14 protein-coding genes and 1 pseudogene are annotated in these 14,868 nt (G+C 72.5%); 5 read left to right on the plus strand and 10 right to left on the minus strand.

Features of this window, described 5'->3' with window-relative positions; all coding sequences use genetic code 11:
• Window positions 1-73 precede the first annotated feature (73 nt).
• A complete protein-coding gene (locus AB0H71_RS05100; protein WP_357014991.1) occupies window positions 74-490 on the plus strand; it encodes a nuclear transport factor 2 family protein in 417 nt (138 codons plus the stop codon).
• Between the two features lie 107 nt (window positions 491-597).
• On the opposite strand, the gene AB0H71_RS05105 is transcribed toward AB0H71_RS05100, so the two are convergent.
• From AB0H71_RS05105 to AB0H71_RS05145, 9 genes are read right to left on the minus strand one after another with little or no spacing between them, the layout of a single operon-like run.
• Window positions 598-1,995, minus strand: coding sequence for an amidase (locus AB0H71_RS05105; RefSeq protein ID WP_357014993.1), 1,398 nt, complete (start codon window positions 1,993-1,995; stop codon window positions 598-600).
• Entirely contained in the window at window positions 1,992-3,023 is a 1,032-nt protein-coding gene (locus AB0H71_RS05110) for a hypothetical protein (RefSeq protein WP_357014994.1), read from the minus strand. Before AB0H71_RS05110 ends, AB0H71_RS05105 begins: the two co-directional genes overlap by 4 nt.
• A complete protein-coding gene (locus AB0H71_RS05115) occupies window positions 3,020-3,844 on the minus strand; it encodes a carbon-nitrogen hydrolase family protein (RefSeq protein ID WP_357014996.1) in 825 nt (274 codons plus the stop codon). The genes AB0H71_RS05110 and AB0H71_RS05115 overlap by 4 nt, the downstream gene beginning before the upstream one ends.
• The gene (locus AB0H71_RS05120) at window positions 3,841-4,533 is read right to left on the minus strand and encodes a flavin reductase family protein (protein ID WP_357014998.1); all 693 of its coding nucleotides are present in this window, start codon (window positions 4,531-4,533) and stop codon (window positions 3,841-3,843) included. The genes AB0H71_RS05115 and AB0H71_RS05120 overlap by 4 nt, the downstream gene beginning before the upstream one ends.
• Window positions 4,530-5,435 carry an alpha/beta fold hydrolase gene (locus AB0H71_RS05125; RefSeq protein ID WP_357014999.1) on the minus strand — a complete coding sequence of 302 codons (906 nt, stop codon included), beginning with the start codon at window positions 5,433-5,435 and terminating at the stop codon, window positions 4,530-4,532. The genes AB0H71_RS05120 and AB0H71_RS05125 overlap by 4 nt, the downstream gene beginning before the upstream one ends.
• A gap of 5 nt (window positions 5,436-5,440) precedes the next feature.
• Window positions 5,441-6,646, minus strand: coding sequence for a cytochrome P450 (locus tag AB0H71_RS05130; RefSeq protein WP_357015000.1), 1,206 nt, complete (start codon window positions 6,644-6,646; stop codon window positions 5,441-5,443).
• A gap of 35 nt (window positions 6,647-6,681) precedes the next feature.
• Window positions 6,682-7,530, minus strand: coding sequence for an SDR family NAD(P)-dependent oxidoreductase (locus AB0H71_RS05135; protein WP_357015002.1), 849 nt, complete (start codon window positions 7,528-7,530; stop codon window positions 6,682-6,684).
• 12 nt (window positions 7,531-7,542) lie between these two features.
• The gene (locus AB0H71_RS05140; protein ID WP_357015004.1) at window positions 7,543-8,754 is read right to left on the minus strand and encodes an FAD-dependent monooxygenase; all 1,212 of its coding nucleotides are present in this window, start codon (window positions 8,752-8,754) and stop codon (window positions 7,543-7,545) included.
• Window positions 8,755-8,781: 27 nt separating this feature from the next.
• Complete coding sequence (locus tag AB0H71_RS05145; RefSeq protein ID WP_357015005.1) at window positions 8,782-9,927, minus strand: PDR/VanB family oxidoreductase; 1,146 nt, start codon at window positions 9,925-9,927, stop codon at window positions 8,782-8,784.
• Between AB0H71_RS05145 and AB0H71_RS05150 the strand changes: the two genes are divergently transcribed.
• From AB0H71_RS05150 to AB0H71_RS05160, 3 genes are all read left to right on the plus strand, one after another.
• Window positions 9,919-10,797 (plus strand): LysR family transcriptional regulator, encoded by an 879-nt coding sequence (locus AB0H71_RS05150; protein ID WP_357015006.1) that lies wholly within the window; start codon window positions 9,919-9,921, stop codon window positions 10,795-10,797. The genes AB0H71_RS05145 and AB0H71_RS05150 overlap by 9 nt on opposite strands.
• Before the next feature lie 221 nt (window positions 10,798-11,018).
• Window positions 11,019-12,365 (plus strand): MFS transporter, encoded by a 1,347-nt coding sequence (locus AB0H71_RS05155; protein ID WP_357015008.1) that lies wholly within the window; start codon window positions 11,019-11,021, stop codon window positions 12,363-12,365.
• A 38-nt stretch (window positions 12,366-12,403) separates the two neighbouring features.
• Window positions 12,404-13,105 carry a hypothetical protein gene (locus AB0H71_RS05160; RefSeq protein WP_357015010.1) on the plus strand — a complete coding sequence of 234 codons (702 nt, stop codon included), beginning with the start codon at window positions 12,404-12,406 and terminating at the stop codon, window positions 13,103-13,105.
• Window positions 13,106-13,364: 259 nt separating this feature from the next.
• On the opposite strand, the pseudogene AB0H71_RS05165 reads toward AB0H71_RS05160, so the two are convergent.
• Window positions 13,365-13,574, minus strand: a pseudogene (locus tag AB0H71_RS05165) (GntR family transcriptional regulator); the annotation flags it as partial.
• Window positions 13,575-13,884: 310 nt separating this feature from the next.
• Here AB0H71_RS05165 and AB0H71_RS05170 point away from each other — a divergent pair.
• Window positions 13,885-14,859, plus strand: coding sequence for an alpha/beta fold hydrolase (locus AB0H71_RS05170; protein WP_357015011.1), 975 nt, complete (start codon window positions 13,885-13,887; stop codon window positions 14,857-14,859).
• Window positions 14,860-14,868 lie beyond the last annotated feature (9 nt).

The following is a 14,868-nucleotide window of genomic DNA, read 5'->3' on the forward strand; positions in this document are numbered from 1 at the left end:
CGAGACATGGTTGCTCGCACCCCTCCGATGTAACTGGATCGGTTACATCCAATTCGATGAGAGGCTCACCACAATGGCAACCGATACCCGGACCTCGCGCACCGTGGCCGAGAAGTTCGTGCAGCGCCTCGGGGCGCAGGACCCCGCAGGCATCCAGGAGCTCTTCGCCGAGGAGATCGACTGGTTCGTCCCCGGCAGCGACACGCTGTCCTGGACCGGCCGCCGGACCCGCAAAGACGAGGTGGCCGAGTACTTCACGACGATGTGGCCGCACTTCGTGCCCGGTGCCAGCGAGGTCGGGCTGGACCGCGTCATCGTCGACGGCGGCGACGTCATGCTGCTCGCGGTCTGGACGCACACCGTCGCGGCCACCGGGAAGGCGTTCACCACCCCGGCGGCGCTGCACCTGAAGGTCGAGGACGCGCGGATCGTCCACATGCACCTCTACGAGGACACGCTGACCGTGGACGAGGCATTCACCGCCGGCTGAGCAGCACGCCTCGGCGCCCACGCCGGCGGCGGACGGCCCCGCCGAATCGGCCCGCACCGCGTCGAAGGCGGAACGCGGGGAGAGCGACGCGTGCGAGCGCCCGCCGATCACTGGCCGGCCGGGCACCAGGGCCCGCGCTCCTCGAAGTCGCGGGCCAGCCGCACCAGCAGGTCCTCGCGGCCGTACGGGGCGACCAGCTGGATGCCGAGCGGCAGGCCGGAGGCCGAACGGCCGAGCGGCAGGCTGATGGCGGGCTGGCCGCTGACATTGAAGTACGAGGTCAGCGGCGTCATCGCCACCCCGCGCTGCTCGAGGCCGGTGTCCCCGCCCGCGAGCGGCAGCGGCCCGGCCAGGGTCGGGGTGACCAGGATGTCGATCTCCCGCTCCCACCAGCGGGCGAGCTCCGCGCTCCACCGCCCGAGGCGGTAGCGGGCGTCGAGGTAGTCGACGCTGCCCGCCGCGGCGGCGCGCGCCCGGTGCTCGGTATTGCGGGGCGCCAGCTCGAGCTCGCCGCGGCCGAGCCCGGCGTGCGCTTCGATGCGGCGCGCGAGCAGCTCGACGTCCACCGCGACCAGCAGCGCGAAGTCGGCGCCGAAGTGCGGTGCGGCCAGCGCGGGCGGCGCAGCCGGGGCGACCCGGTGCCCCCAGCCGTCGAGGACGCCGGCGATCCGGTCGACGAGCGCGGCGGCCTCCCGGTCCGGGAACGGCGCGCCGCCGGGTAGCGCGCCGAGCACGCCGACGCGCAGCGCCGGGGTCGCTTCGGCGAGCGCCGCGGACAGCGGGATCGGCAGCGCCGGCGCGGTGTACGGGTCGCCGGGGAAGTGCCCCGAGATCACCTCGAAGGTGGCGGCGGCATCGCGTACGGTCCGGCACAGCATGCCCTCGGTGGTGGCGCCGCCCCAGGACTCGCCGGTGTCCGGGCCCAGGCTGACCCGGCCCCGCGAGGCCTTGAGCCCGACCAGCCCGCAGGCCGCCGCGGGCACCCGAATCGACCCGCCGCCGTCGGTGGCGTGCGCGACCGGCACCATGCCCGCCGCGACGGCGGCCGCCGAGCCGCCGCTGGAGCCGCCCGCAGTGAAGGCGGGATCGTCCGGATTGCGGGTCACACCGGCGGCATCGGACTCGGTGATCAGCGCGGTGGCCAGCTCCGGGGTCGTGGTGCGGCCGAGCACGACGAACCCGGCCGCGCGGATGGCGCGGTAGATATTGCTGTCGGAGTGCCACGGCCGCGGCTCCCGGGTGAGCGCGGCGGTGCCGAACCGGGTCTCCTGCCCCGCGGCCAGGCAGCGGTGGTCCTTGAGCAGGATCGGCACGCCGCGGAACGGGCCGTCCGGCAGCTCGCCGCCGGCCTCGGCCAGTGCCTCCTCGAAACGGGTCCAGGACAGGGCATTCAGCGCCGGGTCGGCCCGCTCGATCCGCTCGGCGGCGGCCCGGACCAGCTCGGCCGGGGTGACCTCCCCGGCGCGCACCGCCGCGGCCGTGCCGACCGCGTCCTCGGTGATCATTCGACCAGCTCGCCGTCGGCGACGACGGTGACGTCGCCGATGCGCACGGTGCAGCCGCGCATGGCGATGTCGAGGTGGGCGTAGGACTCCTCGCGGCCGAGGAACGGGTGCGGGCCGGTGGACCACAGGAAGTTCCCGGCGTAGGCACGCGCGTCCATGCCCATGATCTCGTGCTTGGCGTACATGGCGGTGGCGAACCAGTCGGCGCTGCGCATCATGCCCCAGCCCATGTGCGACAGGGACCGGGCCCACTTGTCGTCGGAGTCGGCGAAGAAGCGCTCCAGGAAGGCGGCGTCGGCGGCGCCGGTGACGGCGTCGATGTGCCCGCCGGAGATCTCCAGCACCACCTCGTCGCGGACGTACTCCTTGAACGGCAGCAGGATGTCGCCGGGGCTGAGCACGAGCCGCCCGCGGGAATCCTGCGGCCAGCACATCACCATGGTCGACGGCCAGTGGTCCCAGGTGCCGGGGCGGTCGACGAAGCCCTTCTGCGCGCCCGGGTGCGAATCGGTCAGGTCGACGGTCAGGTCGGTGCCCGCGGCCGAGGTGACCCGCATGGTGGCCGCGCCCTTGATCAGCTCGACCCCGCGCGCGACCCGCCCGGAGTCGGCGGCGGTGGCCAGGTTGCGCGCCAGCACGTCCGGGGCGTCGCAGACGAACAGGATGCGGGTCCGCGCCGCCAGGATCTCCTGCTGGACGGGGGCGTGGATGAAGCCCTCCCTGGTCAGGTCGACCACGAAGTCGGCGTTCTGCAGCAGCTGCTGCACCGCGGTGTCGGTCAGCACCGACACCAGGCCGGCGCCGGAGCCGGTGTGGGTGGACGGCACCGGGGTCGGGCTGCCCGCGGGGACCACCGCCGACACCACGTGGGCGCCGGCGAGCTGGGCGGCGCCGAAGGCCGCGGCCACGTAGTCGCCGCGGCTGGTGGGTTCGGAGAGCACGACGACGTGCTCGCCGGGGGCGAGCGCGCACAGCTCGAATTCGGCGGCGAAGAGCCGGATCAGGTCGGCTGCGGAGAGGTCGGTCACGAGCGGTACTCACTTCCGGGTGTGGTGGCGAGGGCGGTGGGCGCGCAGGCGCTGAGGTCACGCAGGTACGGGATGGCGGTGCGGGCCGCGTCGAGCTGCGCCGCGTCCAGCTCGGCCACGAGCGTTCCCGGCCCGTCGGCGAGCAGCGCGCGCCGCCCGCCGTGCGGGTCGACGATGGTGGAGTGCCCGCCGAAGTCGAACCCGCCGCAGGGGCCGGCGGCATTGGCGGCGAGCAGGTAGCAGCCGTTCTCCAGCGCGCGGGAGCGGGTCATCAGCGTCCAGGCGTGCAGCCGGGCCCGGCCGAAGGCGGCGGGCACCGCGATGATCTCGGCGCCGTCGAGCGCCAGCTGCCTGACCACCTCCGGGAATCCGGCTTCGTAGCAGATGGCGACCCCGACCCGGCCCACCGGCGTATCGGCGACGATCCGCTCGTGCGGGGCGCCGGGGGCGAAGATGCCGGGCTCCGGACCCCACAGGCAGCGCTTGGCCCCGGCGGCGGCGATGCCGTCCGGGGTGACGACGACGCCGGTGTCGCGGAGCAGGCCGTCGGCGCCGCGGGTGGCGATCGCGGTGACGACGGTGAGGTCGAGCGCCGCGGCGAGCCCGGCCAGCCGGTCGCCGGTCGGGCCCGGGATCGGGTCGCTGATATCGGCCAGCTCGGGGGCGACGGTGTAGCCGGTGACGCACAGCTCGGGCAGCACGACGAGCCGGGCGCCGTCCGCCGCGGCCCGGCGCAGGTACCGCTCGATCACCGCGGCGTTGCCGGCCAGGTCGAAGGGGGCGGCGGTCATCTGCACGACCGCCGCGCGCGTGCTCTTCACGGCTGCCACACCTCTCCGGTAGCGCTGTCCCACAGCGGAATCGGCGGCGACGGCGTGACGGCGGGGTCGAGGCAGTACGCGGCGCCCGCCATCCGGCCCACCGGGCGCAGCGCGGCGGTGTCGACGTGGAACGCGCCGTCCACGAGCCCGGCGCCGGCGTGCAGCCACAGCGCGCGGGCGAACACCGCGGTGTCCGTGCCGACCTGCTTGGCCTCGTCGAGCACGCACTCGATCGCGACGGCCGCCTGCGCCACCCGCGGCGGCCGCACCCGCGCCGAGGCGACGGCATCGAGCCCGGCGAACGCGAATTCGTCGACATCGCCCGGTACCTCGGCCGAGCTGCGGGCCATCGCCTCGAGCACCGGGGTGGAGACGATGTTGACCACCAGCTCGCCGGTGTCGAGGATATTGGCGAGCGTGTCCTTGAGCCGGTGCCCCGGCCGCGCGGTGGCCCCGATCGACAGGAACAGCGTCACCGGGTCCCTGGAGGCGACGGTGAAGAACGAGTACGGGGCCAGGTTGCGCACCCCGGCGTGGTCGACGGTGGAGACCCAGGCGATCGGACGCGGCTGCACCACGCCGGTGATCAGCTTGTAGGCGTCGCGCGGCTCCATGGTGTCGAAGCAGTAGCTGCGCATCGGGATCGGGCCCTTCTGGTCGGCTTCGGAGCGGGGGCGGGCCGCGGTCACGCGGTGACCGTTCGGCACCAGCGGTGCACCAGCTCGAAGGCGGCGGTGGAGTTGGTGTCGAAGATCAGCCCGTGGCCGTCGCCGCGCAGGCCGTGCGCGCCGAGTTCCAGGTGTTCGACCGGGACGCCGCGGGCGCGGAGGAACGCGGCGGTGGCGGCGTCGCGCGGCGCGTGCCCCGAGGCCTCGGCGCTCACGACGAGCGTGGGCACCAGGGCGAGCCCGGTGCCCGGCGCCGCGCCGAGCACGAAGGCGGCGACGCCGTGCGCCAGCGCCGCGGCGTGCCTGGGCCCGCCGTGCGGCGGGCCGAGCGGCTCCACCGCGACCACCGCGCGCACCAGCTCGGGGTGGCGGTCGGCAGCCAACCAGACCCCCGGCGCGCCCGCGCTGTGCGCGACCAGGACCGCGGGACCGGTGCGCGCGAGCAGCGCGGCCAGCCGGGCGGCCTCCACGGTCTGGGCCCGCGGCGTGTCGTGCGGCAGCCCGGTCGCCGGGGCCTCGATCGGGGTGAGCTCGGGTGCGCCGCCCGCCCGGTCCAGCCCGAAGAGCGAGCGCAGCGCCGCCGCGTCCGGTGCCGGGTCCCGTGCCCCCATGGTGTCCGGATCCCACGGCGACCGGCCGTGCCCGGGGCGGTCGAACAGGTAGGTGGGGTGGCCCGCGGCGACGAAGAGCTCGGCCCAGCCCGGCTGCCCGGCGCTCGCCCACATCCAGTCGGTCGACTGCCCGCCGCCGCCGTGCACCAGGATCACCGGAGGCAGCGCCGGATCCGGTTCGGCCGGCGCCTCCCACTGCACCCAGGCCGCCCCGGTCCGCCGGTCGCGCTCGGGATCCCGATCCCCGGCGAGGAAGAACCCGCCGCGCCGGCGCGACACCGCGGCGGCGAGCGCGTGCGGCGGCGCCGTCACCCCGGTCACCCGGCCCGGCCCAGCCGCAGCGGCACGTACTCGTGGCCGAATGCCTGGTAGTTCATCGCCGTGCGGGGTTCGCCCGCCCGCTCGATGCTGGCGACTCGCTCGACCAGGCTGCGCAGCAGGGTGGTGGCCTCCATCCTGGCGACCAGGTTGCCCGCGCAGGTGTGCAGCCCGAAACCGAAGGCCAGGTGGCCGTTGCGCATGTCGCGGTCGATGACGAAGGTGTCGGGGTCGTCGTACTCGCGCGCGTCCCGGCCGGCGCCGAGCCACATCATCAGCACCTTCGCCCCGGCGGGGATCTCGTAGCCGTCGACCACCGCGCCCTGCGGGGTCCAGCGGCCGCCGAAGCGGTTCGGCGGGTAGAGCCGGACCGACTCCTCCCAGGCGGCGTCCACCAGATCGCGGTTGCCGCGCAGCTTCTGCCACTCGCCGGGGTGGTCGCCGAAGGCGCGCAGCATGGAGGCGATGCCGTGCGTCGAGGTGTCGAAGCCGGCCGCGAAGACCGTCTTGACCAGATCGCGCGCCTCCTGCTCGCTGATCCTGCCCTCGTCGGCCATGGCGTAGAGCTGCCCGCCGAGGCCGTCCGGGGTGAGCGAATCCCTGCCGATATTGCGTTCGATCCACTCCACCGCCTTGGCGCCGGTGGCGAGTTTGCGGTCGCGCAGCTCGCTGGGCGGGCCGAAGGTGTTGAGCCCGGCGCTGCCGAAGTCGAGCAGCGCGCGGCGGCCCTCCTCCGGCATGCCGATGACGTCGGGGAAGACCTTCAGCACGTAGTCGACGGCCAGCTCGGCGTAGCCGTCGAGCTCGACCGAGGGCCGGTCCAGGATGCGGTCGAGCAGCAGGTCGGCGTGGCGGGCGAAGTACTCCCCCATCCACCCGAGGTTGCGCGGGCCGAGCACGTCCATGATCGCGGACTTGGTCCTGGTGTGCGCGGGCGGCTCCTCGAACAGCACGATCCGCGGCCGGAACGGCGAGTCCTCGTAGAAGGGCCGGTCGGTGGAGGAGAACCGGCGCCAGTCCCGCAACGCCTTGCGGATATCGGCGAACCGGGTCACCGCGTAGTAGTCGTGCTTCTCGATGTAGACCACCGGGGCGATCTCGCGCACCGCGCCGTCGGCGGCGAACGGGTCGCGCAGGCTGCCCGGCGCGAAGGGATCGATGTCGGTGCTCGGGATCGGGCGGGTCTCGCTCGTGGTCGTCGCCATGTCGATTGCTCTCTGGGAGTGCGGGTTCGGGAAGATCAGGTGCCTGCCACCCGGCTCGCGGGCGCGCTGCCGGTCAGCAGCCAGTCGAGCCGCTTGCGGAGCGCGGCCTCGGCCCGGTCCGGGTGCGGGAGCACGAAGAAGCGGCGCCGATCGATGGCATCCAGCACCATCGCGGCCACCTCGGCGGCGGGCAGCCCCTCGGCCTCCTGGCGCGCGCGGAACTCCGCCATGGCCCGGCGCCGGGCCGGATCCTCGTCCAGCGCGACATCGGCGGGCGCGTTGCGTTCGGCGTCGATCATCCGCGACCGCACCGGCCCGGGCGCCAGCAGGTGCACGTGCACGCCGCTCCCGGCCGCGCGCAGCTCGATCTCCAGGCACTCCGCCAGGCCGTGGATCGCCATCTTGGAGGCGCAGTAGGGCGTCATGAACGGGGTGCCGGTGGCGAAACCGGCCAGCGAGCCGGTGATCACCAGGTGGCCGGCGCCCGCCGCCTCCAGCAGCGGCAGCGCGGCGCGCGCGGTGTTCAGGGTGCCGAAGTAGTTCACCTCCATCACCCACCGCCACGCGGTGTCGGCGACCTCGAGGAACCGGCCGCCGGTCTCCACCCCGGCATTGGCGCAGACCACGTCCACCCGGCCGAAGGCCGAGCGCGCCGCCTCGCACAGGCCGGCGACGGAATCGAACCGGGCGACGTCGGTGGGTACGCCGAGCACCTCGCCGCCGCCGGGCACTGCCCGCAGCCGCTCGGCCGCGGCCGCCAGCGCGGGGGCCTCGATATCGCCGATCGCCACGTTCCTGCCGCGTGCCAGGAAGGCCTGCGCCAGCGCGAAGCCGATGCCGCTGGCCCCGCCGGTGACGATCGCGGTCTGTCGTGTCGCATCCATCCGCGCGACCTCCTAACCCACCGGAAGCGGTGTCTCGAGCGATTGGGGGAAGAGCAGCCTGGCGCGCGCGGCCTCGGCGTCGGTGGCCAGCCGGCGCACCCGCTCCCAGGCCGCGCTGCCCGCCTCGGTCTCGGTGGAGCCGAAGACCAGCTGCTTGTTGGCCGTAGCGGCGGGCGAGACGGATTCCTTGAAGACCCGGCGCCGCTCGTGGGCGTAGTGGTCGAGCACCCAGTCGTCGAGCGTGCCGTGCACGACGCCGGCCAGCGCCTCGACCAGGTAGTAGGTGTCGAAGAGCCCGCTGGTGAGCCCGAGCCCGCCGGTCGGGTTGGTGGCGTGCGCGGCGTCGCCGGCGAGCAGCACCCGGTTGGTGCGGAAGGCGCCCGCGCAGCGCTGGTGCATCTTGTAGGGGCTGTAGGCCGCCAGGCTGCGCCGGTCCGCGCGCGGCAGCACGGTGCCGAAGAAGCCGTCCATGCGGTCGCGCACGCCGTCGGCGGGCAGCTCGGCCGGCTCGCTGTAGGTGTAGCGCCAGAGCCCGCCGCGATCGGAGTTGTCGATCTTGACGATGATGGCGCCGAACACCTCGTCGACCAGGAAGGTGGTCTGGTTGTACCCCTCCTCCTCGAACGGGTAGACCACGTCGGTGGCGACGAACCGCTCCGGCCAGGTGAAGCCCTCGAACGGCATGCCGAGCAGCGTGCGGACCGCGCTGCCCGCGCCGTCGGCGCCGAGCACCCAGTCGGCGGTGAACCGCTCGGGCGAGCCGTCCGCGCGGCGGGCCGTGACGACCGCGCGGTCCTCCAGGTTGCGCAGCCCGATGACCTCCCGGCCCCAGCGCACCTCGACCGGGAGCGCCTCGTCGGCGATGATCCGGAGGATCACGTCGACCAGCCGGTCCTGCCCGAGGTGCAGGTTGTAGGGGTGGGCCACCTGCCCGTCCAGCACCGAGAGGCCGTACCGCACCTGCTCGCCGGTGCGCCAGTTCCAGAAGCAGTAGTCCTGCTTCAGGAAGCCCGCGCGCACCGCCGGTTCCAGTACCCCGAGGCGGTCGAGGCCCTCCAGGGTCGCCCAGTGGTAGACCACCGCCCGCGGGGCCCGGACCACGCTCTCGTGGCGTTCCAGCACGATCACCGGGATTCCCCGGCGGGCCAGCCCGAGCGCGTTCAGCAGGCCGACCGGCCCGGCGCCGACCACGACTACCGCCGCGTCCCTGTTCGTTGTCGTCACGGTGTTCCTGTCCGCTCGAAGGTGTGCTCAGGCGTCGATGACCAGCGCGGAGCCGCGGCGGCCGCGCGAGCAGCAGATCATCATCGTTTCGTTGTCCCGCTTCTCCTCGTCGCTGAGAATGGAGTCGCGGTGGTCGGCCTCCCCGGCGAGGATCGGGGTCTCGCAGGTGCCGCAGGTGCCTTCGCGGCAGGAGGAGATCACCGGCAGCCCGCGCTCCTCCATCACTTCGAGGATTGTTTTGTCCGCGGGGATGTGCAGGTCGACGCCGGAGCGGTCGAGGCGCACGTCGAAGGGTTCGCGGTCGCGGATCAGCGCCTCCGGGTCGGCCGGGCTGAACCGCTCGACGTGCAGCGCCGCGGCGGCCCGGTCGCCGAGCGCGCGGGTGACCGCGTCGAGCATGCCGTCCGGCCCGCACGCGTAGACCAGTTCGCCCTCGGCGAGCCCGGCCAGCACCTGGCCCATGTCGGGGCGGCCGTTCCGGTCGTCGGAGCGCACCTCGACCCGCGCCGGGTGGCGCTGCCGCAACTCCTCGGCCCACGCCATCGACTCCGCGGTTCGCCCGAAGTACGCCAGCCGCCACGGGGTGCCCTCGGTCTCGGCCTGTTCGATCATCGCGAGCAGCGGCGTGATGCCGATGCCGCCCGCGATGAACAGGTATCCGGGGGCCGAGCGCAGCGCGAAGTTGTTGCGTGGGCCCGCACACCGCAGCGCTGTTCCCGGCCGCAGCGCGCTGTGGATGTACTCCGAACCACCGCGCCCGGAAGGCTCGCGCAGCACCGCGACCCGATATCGGGAGCGGTCGCCGCCGTTCGGGACGAGCGAATAGTGCCGGACCAGCCCGTTCGGCAGGTGGATATCCAGGTGCGCGCCGGGCTCCCATTCCGGAAGCGGGATATCGCGGGGGCCGGCCAACACCAATTCGACCACGCCCGCCGCGACCGGAGTAATCGATTCGATTTCCGCCCGGAAGGACTGAGTCGGATTGTCGTCGGGGTGTGGCATCGCGGCTCCAGGGGTGGACTGTACATTCGAATCGGCTGTCATCGGAATGTAGCCGGGCGCACCGGGGGCCGCGGCCGCCATAATCGATCCGGTATCGGTGTATAGCTTTCCTGTATGATCCGCCGCATGGAATTGCGGCAGCTCCGGTACTTCGTGGAAATCGTGCGACACGGTTCCCTCTCCGGTGCGGCCAAGAGCCTGCACATGAGCCAGCCGCCGCTCAGCGCGACCATCGCCGCGCTGGAGAAGGAGCTCGGCGTGCGGCTGCTCGACCGCACCGGCCGCGGCGTCGAGCCCACCGACGCGGGCCGGCTGCTGATGCTGCGCGGCGAGCAGATCGTGCGCGAGGCCGACCAGCTCGCCGAGGAGCTGCGGCGGCACGGGATGGGCGTGCTCGGCTCGCTGCGGCTGGTCGCGTACATGCCCTACGTGCAGACGATGCTGCCGCGGGTGCTGGCCGCCTACCGGCGGGTCGCGCCCTCGGTCGACATCCAGATCGTCGACGTGCGCCCCGAGGAGGCGCTGTCCGGGCTGGAGCAGGGCTCGATCGATGTCGCGCTGATGACCACCAGCAACCACGAGCTGAGCCTGCAGCTGAACCGGCTCTCGGTGGAGATGCGCCGCCTCGGCGAGGTGGAGCTGGTGGCCGTGCTGCCGCCGCAGGAGTCCTGGCCGAAGGCCATGTCGTGGGCCGACCTGGCCGAGCACACGATCTTCACCCCGCCGGTCTCCGCGCGCTTCCCCGGGCTGGGCAACCTGGTGCTCGCCGAGCTCGCCCAGCACGCCGACCGCAGGCCCGACATCCGCACCGTCAGCCAGCACCAGGCGGTGCTGGCCCAGGTCTCGGCCGGGCTCGGCGTCGCGGTCAGCGTGCGCAGCGCGACCGGCACCGACCCGGCCTGCCCGGTGGCGATCCGGCCGCTGGCGCACGGGCGGCGCACCCTGACCATGGAGCTGGTCTGGCCGGGCCGGCGCGAGCTGCCGGAGGCGGTGACCCGATTCCTCGCCCTGGCGTCCGACGAACTCGGCCCGCGCCACTGACGGCCGCCACCCTTTCCTCGGTAATTTCTGTATTACCGATGCATTGCCGCTACCAACCGATCGGTTCGTGAGCTGCGGAAAGCGCTCGACCGCCTCCTATAGGGCTCCTGTTGCAGCCCATACGTTCGACGAATACCTGGGGATTCCGGCGAATACGGGCCCCTATCGTGATCCGATCAGTGGCACACGCCACACGTTTCATCCATCGAGGAGTACCCACCATGGGTTCGTCATCCCAGCCTTCGGGGCGCGTTCCTTCGCCCATCCGGAGAATCGCAGCCGCCTCCCTTGCCGGAAATACCGTCGAGTATTTCGACTTCGCTATTTACGGGCTCGCGGCGGCGCTTTTCTTCCCGAAGTTGTTCTTTCCCGGGGCGGATCCGCTCCTCGGCACATTGCTCGCCTTTTCGACCATGGCCTCCGGCTATTTCGTGCGGCCGCTCGGGGCGATCGTCTTCGGGCACTTCGGCGACAAATGGGGGCGCAAGCCCGTCCTGGTCATCACCCTGCTCCTGATGGGCGGCTCGACCATAGCCATCGGTTTGCTGCCGACCTATGACCAGATCGGAATTCTGGCGCCGTTCGCGCTGGTCGCGCTGCGCCTGGTGCAGGGATTCTCGGTGGGCGGTGAATGGGGCGGCGCGGTGCTCATGGCCTTCGAGCACGCCCCCGTGCGCAAGCGCGGCTTCTACGCCTCGGTGCCGCAGGTGGGCCCGGCCGCGGGCACGCTGCTCGGCCAGGCCGTCTTCCTGCTGACCACGCTGCTGCCCGAGGAGCAGCTGCTCGACTGGGGCTGGCGGCTGCCGTTCCTGCTCTCGGCGCTGCTGGTCGTCATCGGCTACGTCATCCGGCGCAGGCTCGACGAGTCCCCGGTGTTCCTGGCCGCGGTGGCCGAGCGGGCGCACGTCGGCTCGCCGCTGGCGCACGTGCTCCGCACCGACCTGCGGCGGGTGCTGCTGGTGACCGGCGGCTTCCTCGGCTTCGGCGCGATGTCGACCGCGGTCGCGAACTACTTCATCGGCGCGGGCACCTCCATCTACGACATCCCGCGCAGCACGCTGCTCACCGCGGTGCTGATCTCGACCGCGGTGCAGATCCCGGCCATCCTCTTCGGCGGCAGGCAGTCCGACCGCTCCCCCTCGCGGACGCCGCAGCTGGTCGCGGGCGGGCTGCTCTGCGTCGGCGGCATCTTCCTGATCGCCTGGTCGGTCTCGACCGCGAGCGCGGTGTTGATCGCCCTGGCCTACGCGCTCGCCTTCGGCATCTTCTACTCGGTGGTCTACGGCGCGCAGCCGGCGATCTTCGCCGAGAGCTTCGACCCGGCCCGGCGCTTCACCGGCATGTCGCTGGGCTACCAGCTCGGCAATGTGCTCGGCACCGGCCCGATGCCGGTCTTCGCGGTCATGATCTACGGCGCCACCGGCAGCATCTACGCCGTCGCCGGCCTGGTCGCGGTGCTGCTGCTGATCTCGGTGTCCTGCCTGATCCCGCTCACCAGGGAGGCCGATGCCCGCAGGAAGCGGGAGATCGAGGCCGATGCCACCGACGACCGCGTCTACACCGCCTGATCCGCCACCACCGCTCGACAAAGATGAGGAATACCCCTGTGTCCGCTTTCCGTAAGTCCGCCGCCGCGCTCGCCCTCGCGCTGACCGCCGGCGCCGCCGGCGCCGGCGCCGCGCACGCCGCCCCCGACCTGTCCGTCGAGGTCGCCCCCGGCGTAGCCTACCGCGCCTACCACGACGGCACCGCCGCGGTGATCAGCATCGACTCCGGGTCGCTGATCGTGGAGAACGGCACCTTCCAGATCCGCGCCGCCAGTGGTGAGGTCCTGGCCGGGGTGCCGCTGGAGTTCACCTACGACGACATCGCCTTCCCGATCGAGGCCACGGTCGAGGGCAACACTGCCCGGCTGACCCCGGTGGTGTCGATGGACCGGGCCCGGTACAACCCCGTCGCGCTGCCGTTCGAGGACAGCGCGCCGTGGAAGACCCCCTACGACCGTGAGGTCGCGGCCTGGACCCGGATGACCTCGACGATCTCGATGGCCTCGACCATCAGCGCGGTGATCGGCGGGGTCGGCTCCGGGGTGATCGGCTGCCTGCTCGGTGGGGTCGCGGGCACCGCGCTGACCGGCGCGCTGGCGACGCTGTTCGGTGCGGGCCCGCTGGCGGGTTGCCTGATCGGCGGTGCCGCGCTGGCTCCGATCGGCGCCATCGCCGGTGCGCTGGTGATCGGCGCGCCGGTCGCGATCGCGGCGTTCATCCAGTACTCGAACACCGTGAACGCGCCCTTCCCGGCCAAGTAGGCGATCCACGCTCGGCCCCGCGCGCTGTCCCGTGCGGGGCCTGGTTCGTCATTCCGGACGCCAGCGACCGCGCGCTCCTTCGAGCAGGTCGTTCACCGGCCGCTCGGTCCGTGACCGCGGATGGAAGACCGTCGCACGAGGCGGGCTCATGCCTGCGGTCGGCGGACCGCAGGCGCCACCGCGCGCACAGCGTCGATCAGGGGCCGACGATGTCCACGGGCAGGGCGAACACGGCGCGGACGGCCTCGTCCCGGCCCGCGGCCTCGGCGACCTGGCGGCTCGCGTGGCCCTCGAGGACGATGCGGATCTCGAAGAGTTCGCGCACCCCGCGCACGGAGATCGGCGCCACCCGGGCGCCCTGGCGGTCGATGAGCGAGACCAGGCCGTCGGATTCCAGCCGGAGGAAGGCGTCGCGCACCGGCGTGCGCGAGGCGCCGAACCGGGCGGCCATCTTCAGCACGCTCAGCGATGGCTAGCCGGTGCATCCCCGTTGCGAGGCGGAACCCTGACCTCCGATAAGTGAACATTATCGGCGGCCAGACTGCCGAGTCGTTCACCGGCGCCGCGACCTGGCCCTCTATTACGTTTCGTTTCGTTGGGCGACGCTAACGCTACTTTTCTGGGCGCGAAACTTGTCTTCGACCTTTGCGTTGGAATGGACTCGAAAGCTTGTTTCAAAGCAAGCGAGCTTTACTGGACTTTCTGGCGTTTCAGCATTACTAGTGAGTAAAGCGTGCTACCAAGGAGATCTGATCCGCTCCGCTCCTCAGGAGAGTCCGATGCACGACTACCGTCCAACTCGCCGCCCCCGCTTCCGGCGCACCCTCGTGGCCGGTCTCATGACCATCTCCGCGGTCGTCGGCGCCACGGGCGCCGCCACGGCCGCACCGCCCTACGAGGTCGAGTACGGGCTCGGCGCCGGCCTGGCCCACCTGCTCGACTCGACGTCATCGCCGCCCGGCGCGAACGACTGGTCCTGCCGGCCGAGCGCCGCCCATCCCGAGCCGGTCGTCCTGCTGCACGGGCTGACCGCGCCGATGGCGGCGAACTGGCCGACGATCTCGGCGTTGCTGGCGAACAACGGCTACTGCGTGTTCGCCCTGAACTACGGCATGCAGCCGGAGCTGCCCGCGCCGTTCGACACCATCCCCGGCCTGGGCGACATGGTCGAGTCGGCGACCGAGGAGTTGGCGCCGTTCGTCGACCGGGTCCTGGCCGCGACCGGCGCCGAGCGCGTCGCCTTCGTCGGCCACTCCGAGGGCACCGTCATGCCGCGCTGGTACATCAAGAATCTCAGCGGAGCGAGCAAGGTCGCCAGGTCGGTCAACCTGACCCCGATCAACAACGGAACCCACGTCAACGGCGGCGCGCTGCTGGCGGCGCTGCTGGACCGGCTCGGCCTGTGGGACGACGCCCAGGAGCGGCTGATCGACTTCGGCTACGGCGCCGGAGTGCAGCTGACCGCGGGCTCGGATTACCTGAAGGAGGTGAACTCCGGCGTCGCCTACGACCCCGGCATCCAGTACACCTTCATCATGACCCGCTACGACGAGCTGGTGGTGCCCTACACCAGCGGTTACGGCCCCGCGGCCCCGAACGTCACCAACGTTGTCGTCCAGGACCGGTGCCCGCTCGCCGTCTTCGAACACGCGGGCGCCGCCTCGGACCCCGTCGTCGCGCAGCTCGTCCTGAACGCGCTCGATCCCGCGAACGCCACCCCGGTCAACTGCTTCGCGCACCCGCGCAACGGCTGACCGCCGCCC

The sequence above is a fragment of the Nocardia sp. NPDC050697 genome (genome assembly GCF_040654395.1).
Lineage (GTDB): Bacteria > Actinomycetota > Actinomycetes > Mycobacteriales > Mycobacteriaceae > Nocardia.

Bases quoted from the DNA above. Each gene is read 5' to 3' on its own strand.
- AB0H71_RS05100 (WP_357014991.1), top strand. From the start codon at position 74: ATGGCAACCGATACCCGGACCTCGCGCACCGTGGCCGAGAAGTTCGTG.
- AB0H71_RS05155 (WP_357015008.1), top strand. From the start codon at position 11,019: ATGGGTTCGTCATCCCAGCCTTCGGGGCGCGTTCCTTCGCCCATCCGG.
- AB0H71_RS05170 (WP_357015011.1), top strand. From the start codon at position 13,885: ATGCACGACTACCGTCCAACTCGCCGCCCCCGCTTCCGGCGCACCCTC.
- AB0H71_RS05130 (WP_357015000.1), bottom strand. From the start codon at position 6,646: ATGGCGACGACCACGAGCGAGACCCGCCCGATCCCGAGCACCGACATC.
- AB0H71_RS05135 (WP_357015002.1), bottom strand. From the start codon at position 7,530: ATGGATGCGACACGACAGACCGCGATCGTCACCGGCGGGGCCAGCGGC.
- AB0H71_RS05105 (WP_357014993.1), bottom strand. From the start codon at position 1,995: ATGATCACCGAGGACGCGGTCGGCACGGCCGCGGCGGTGCGCGCCGGG.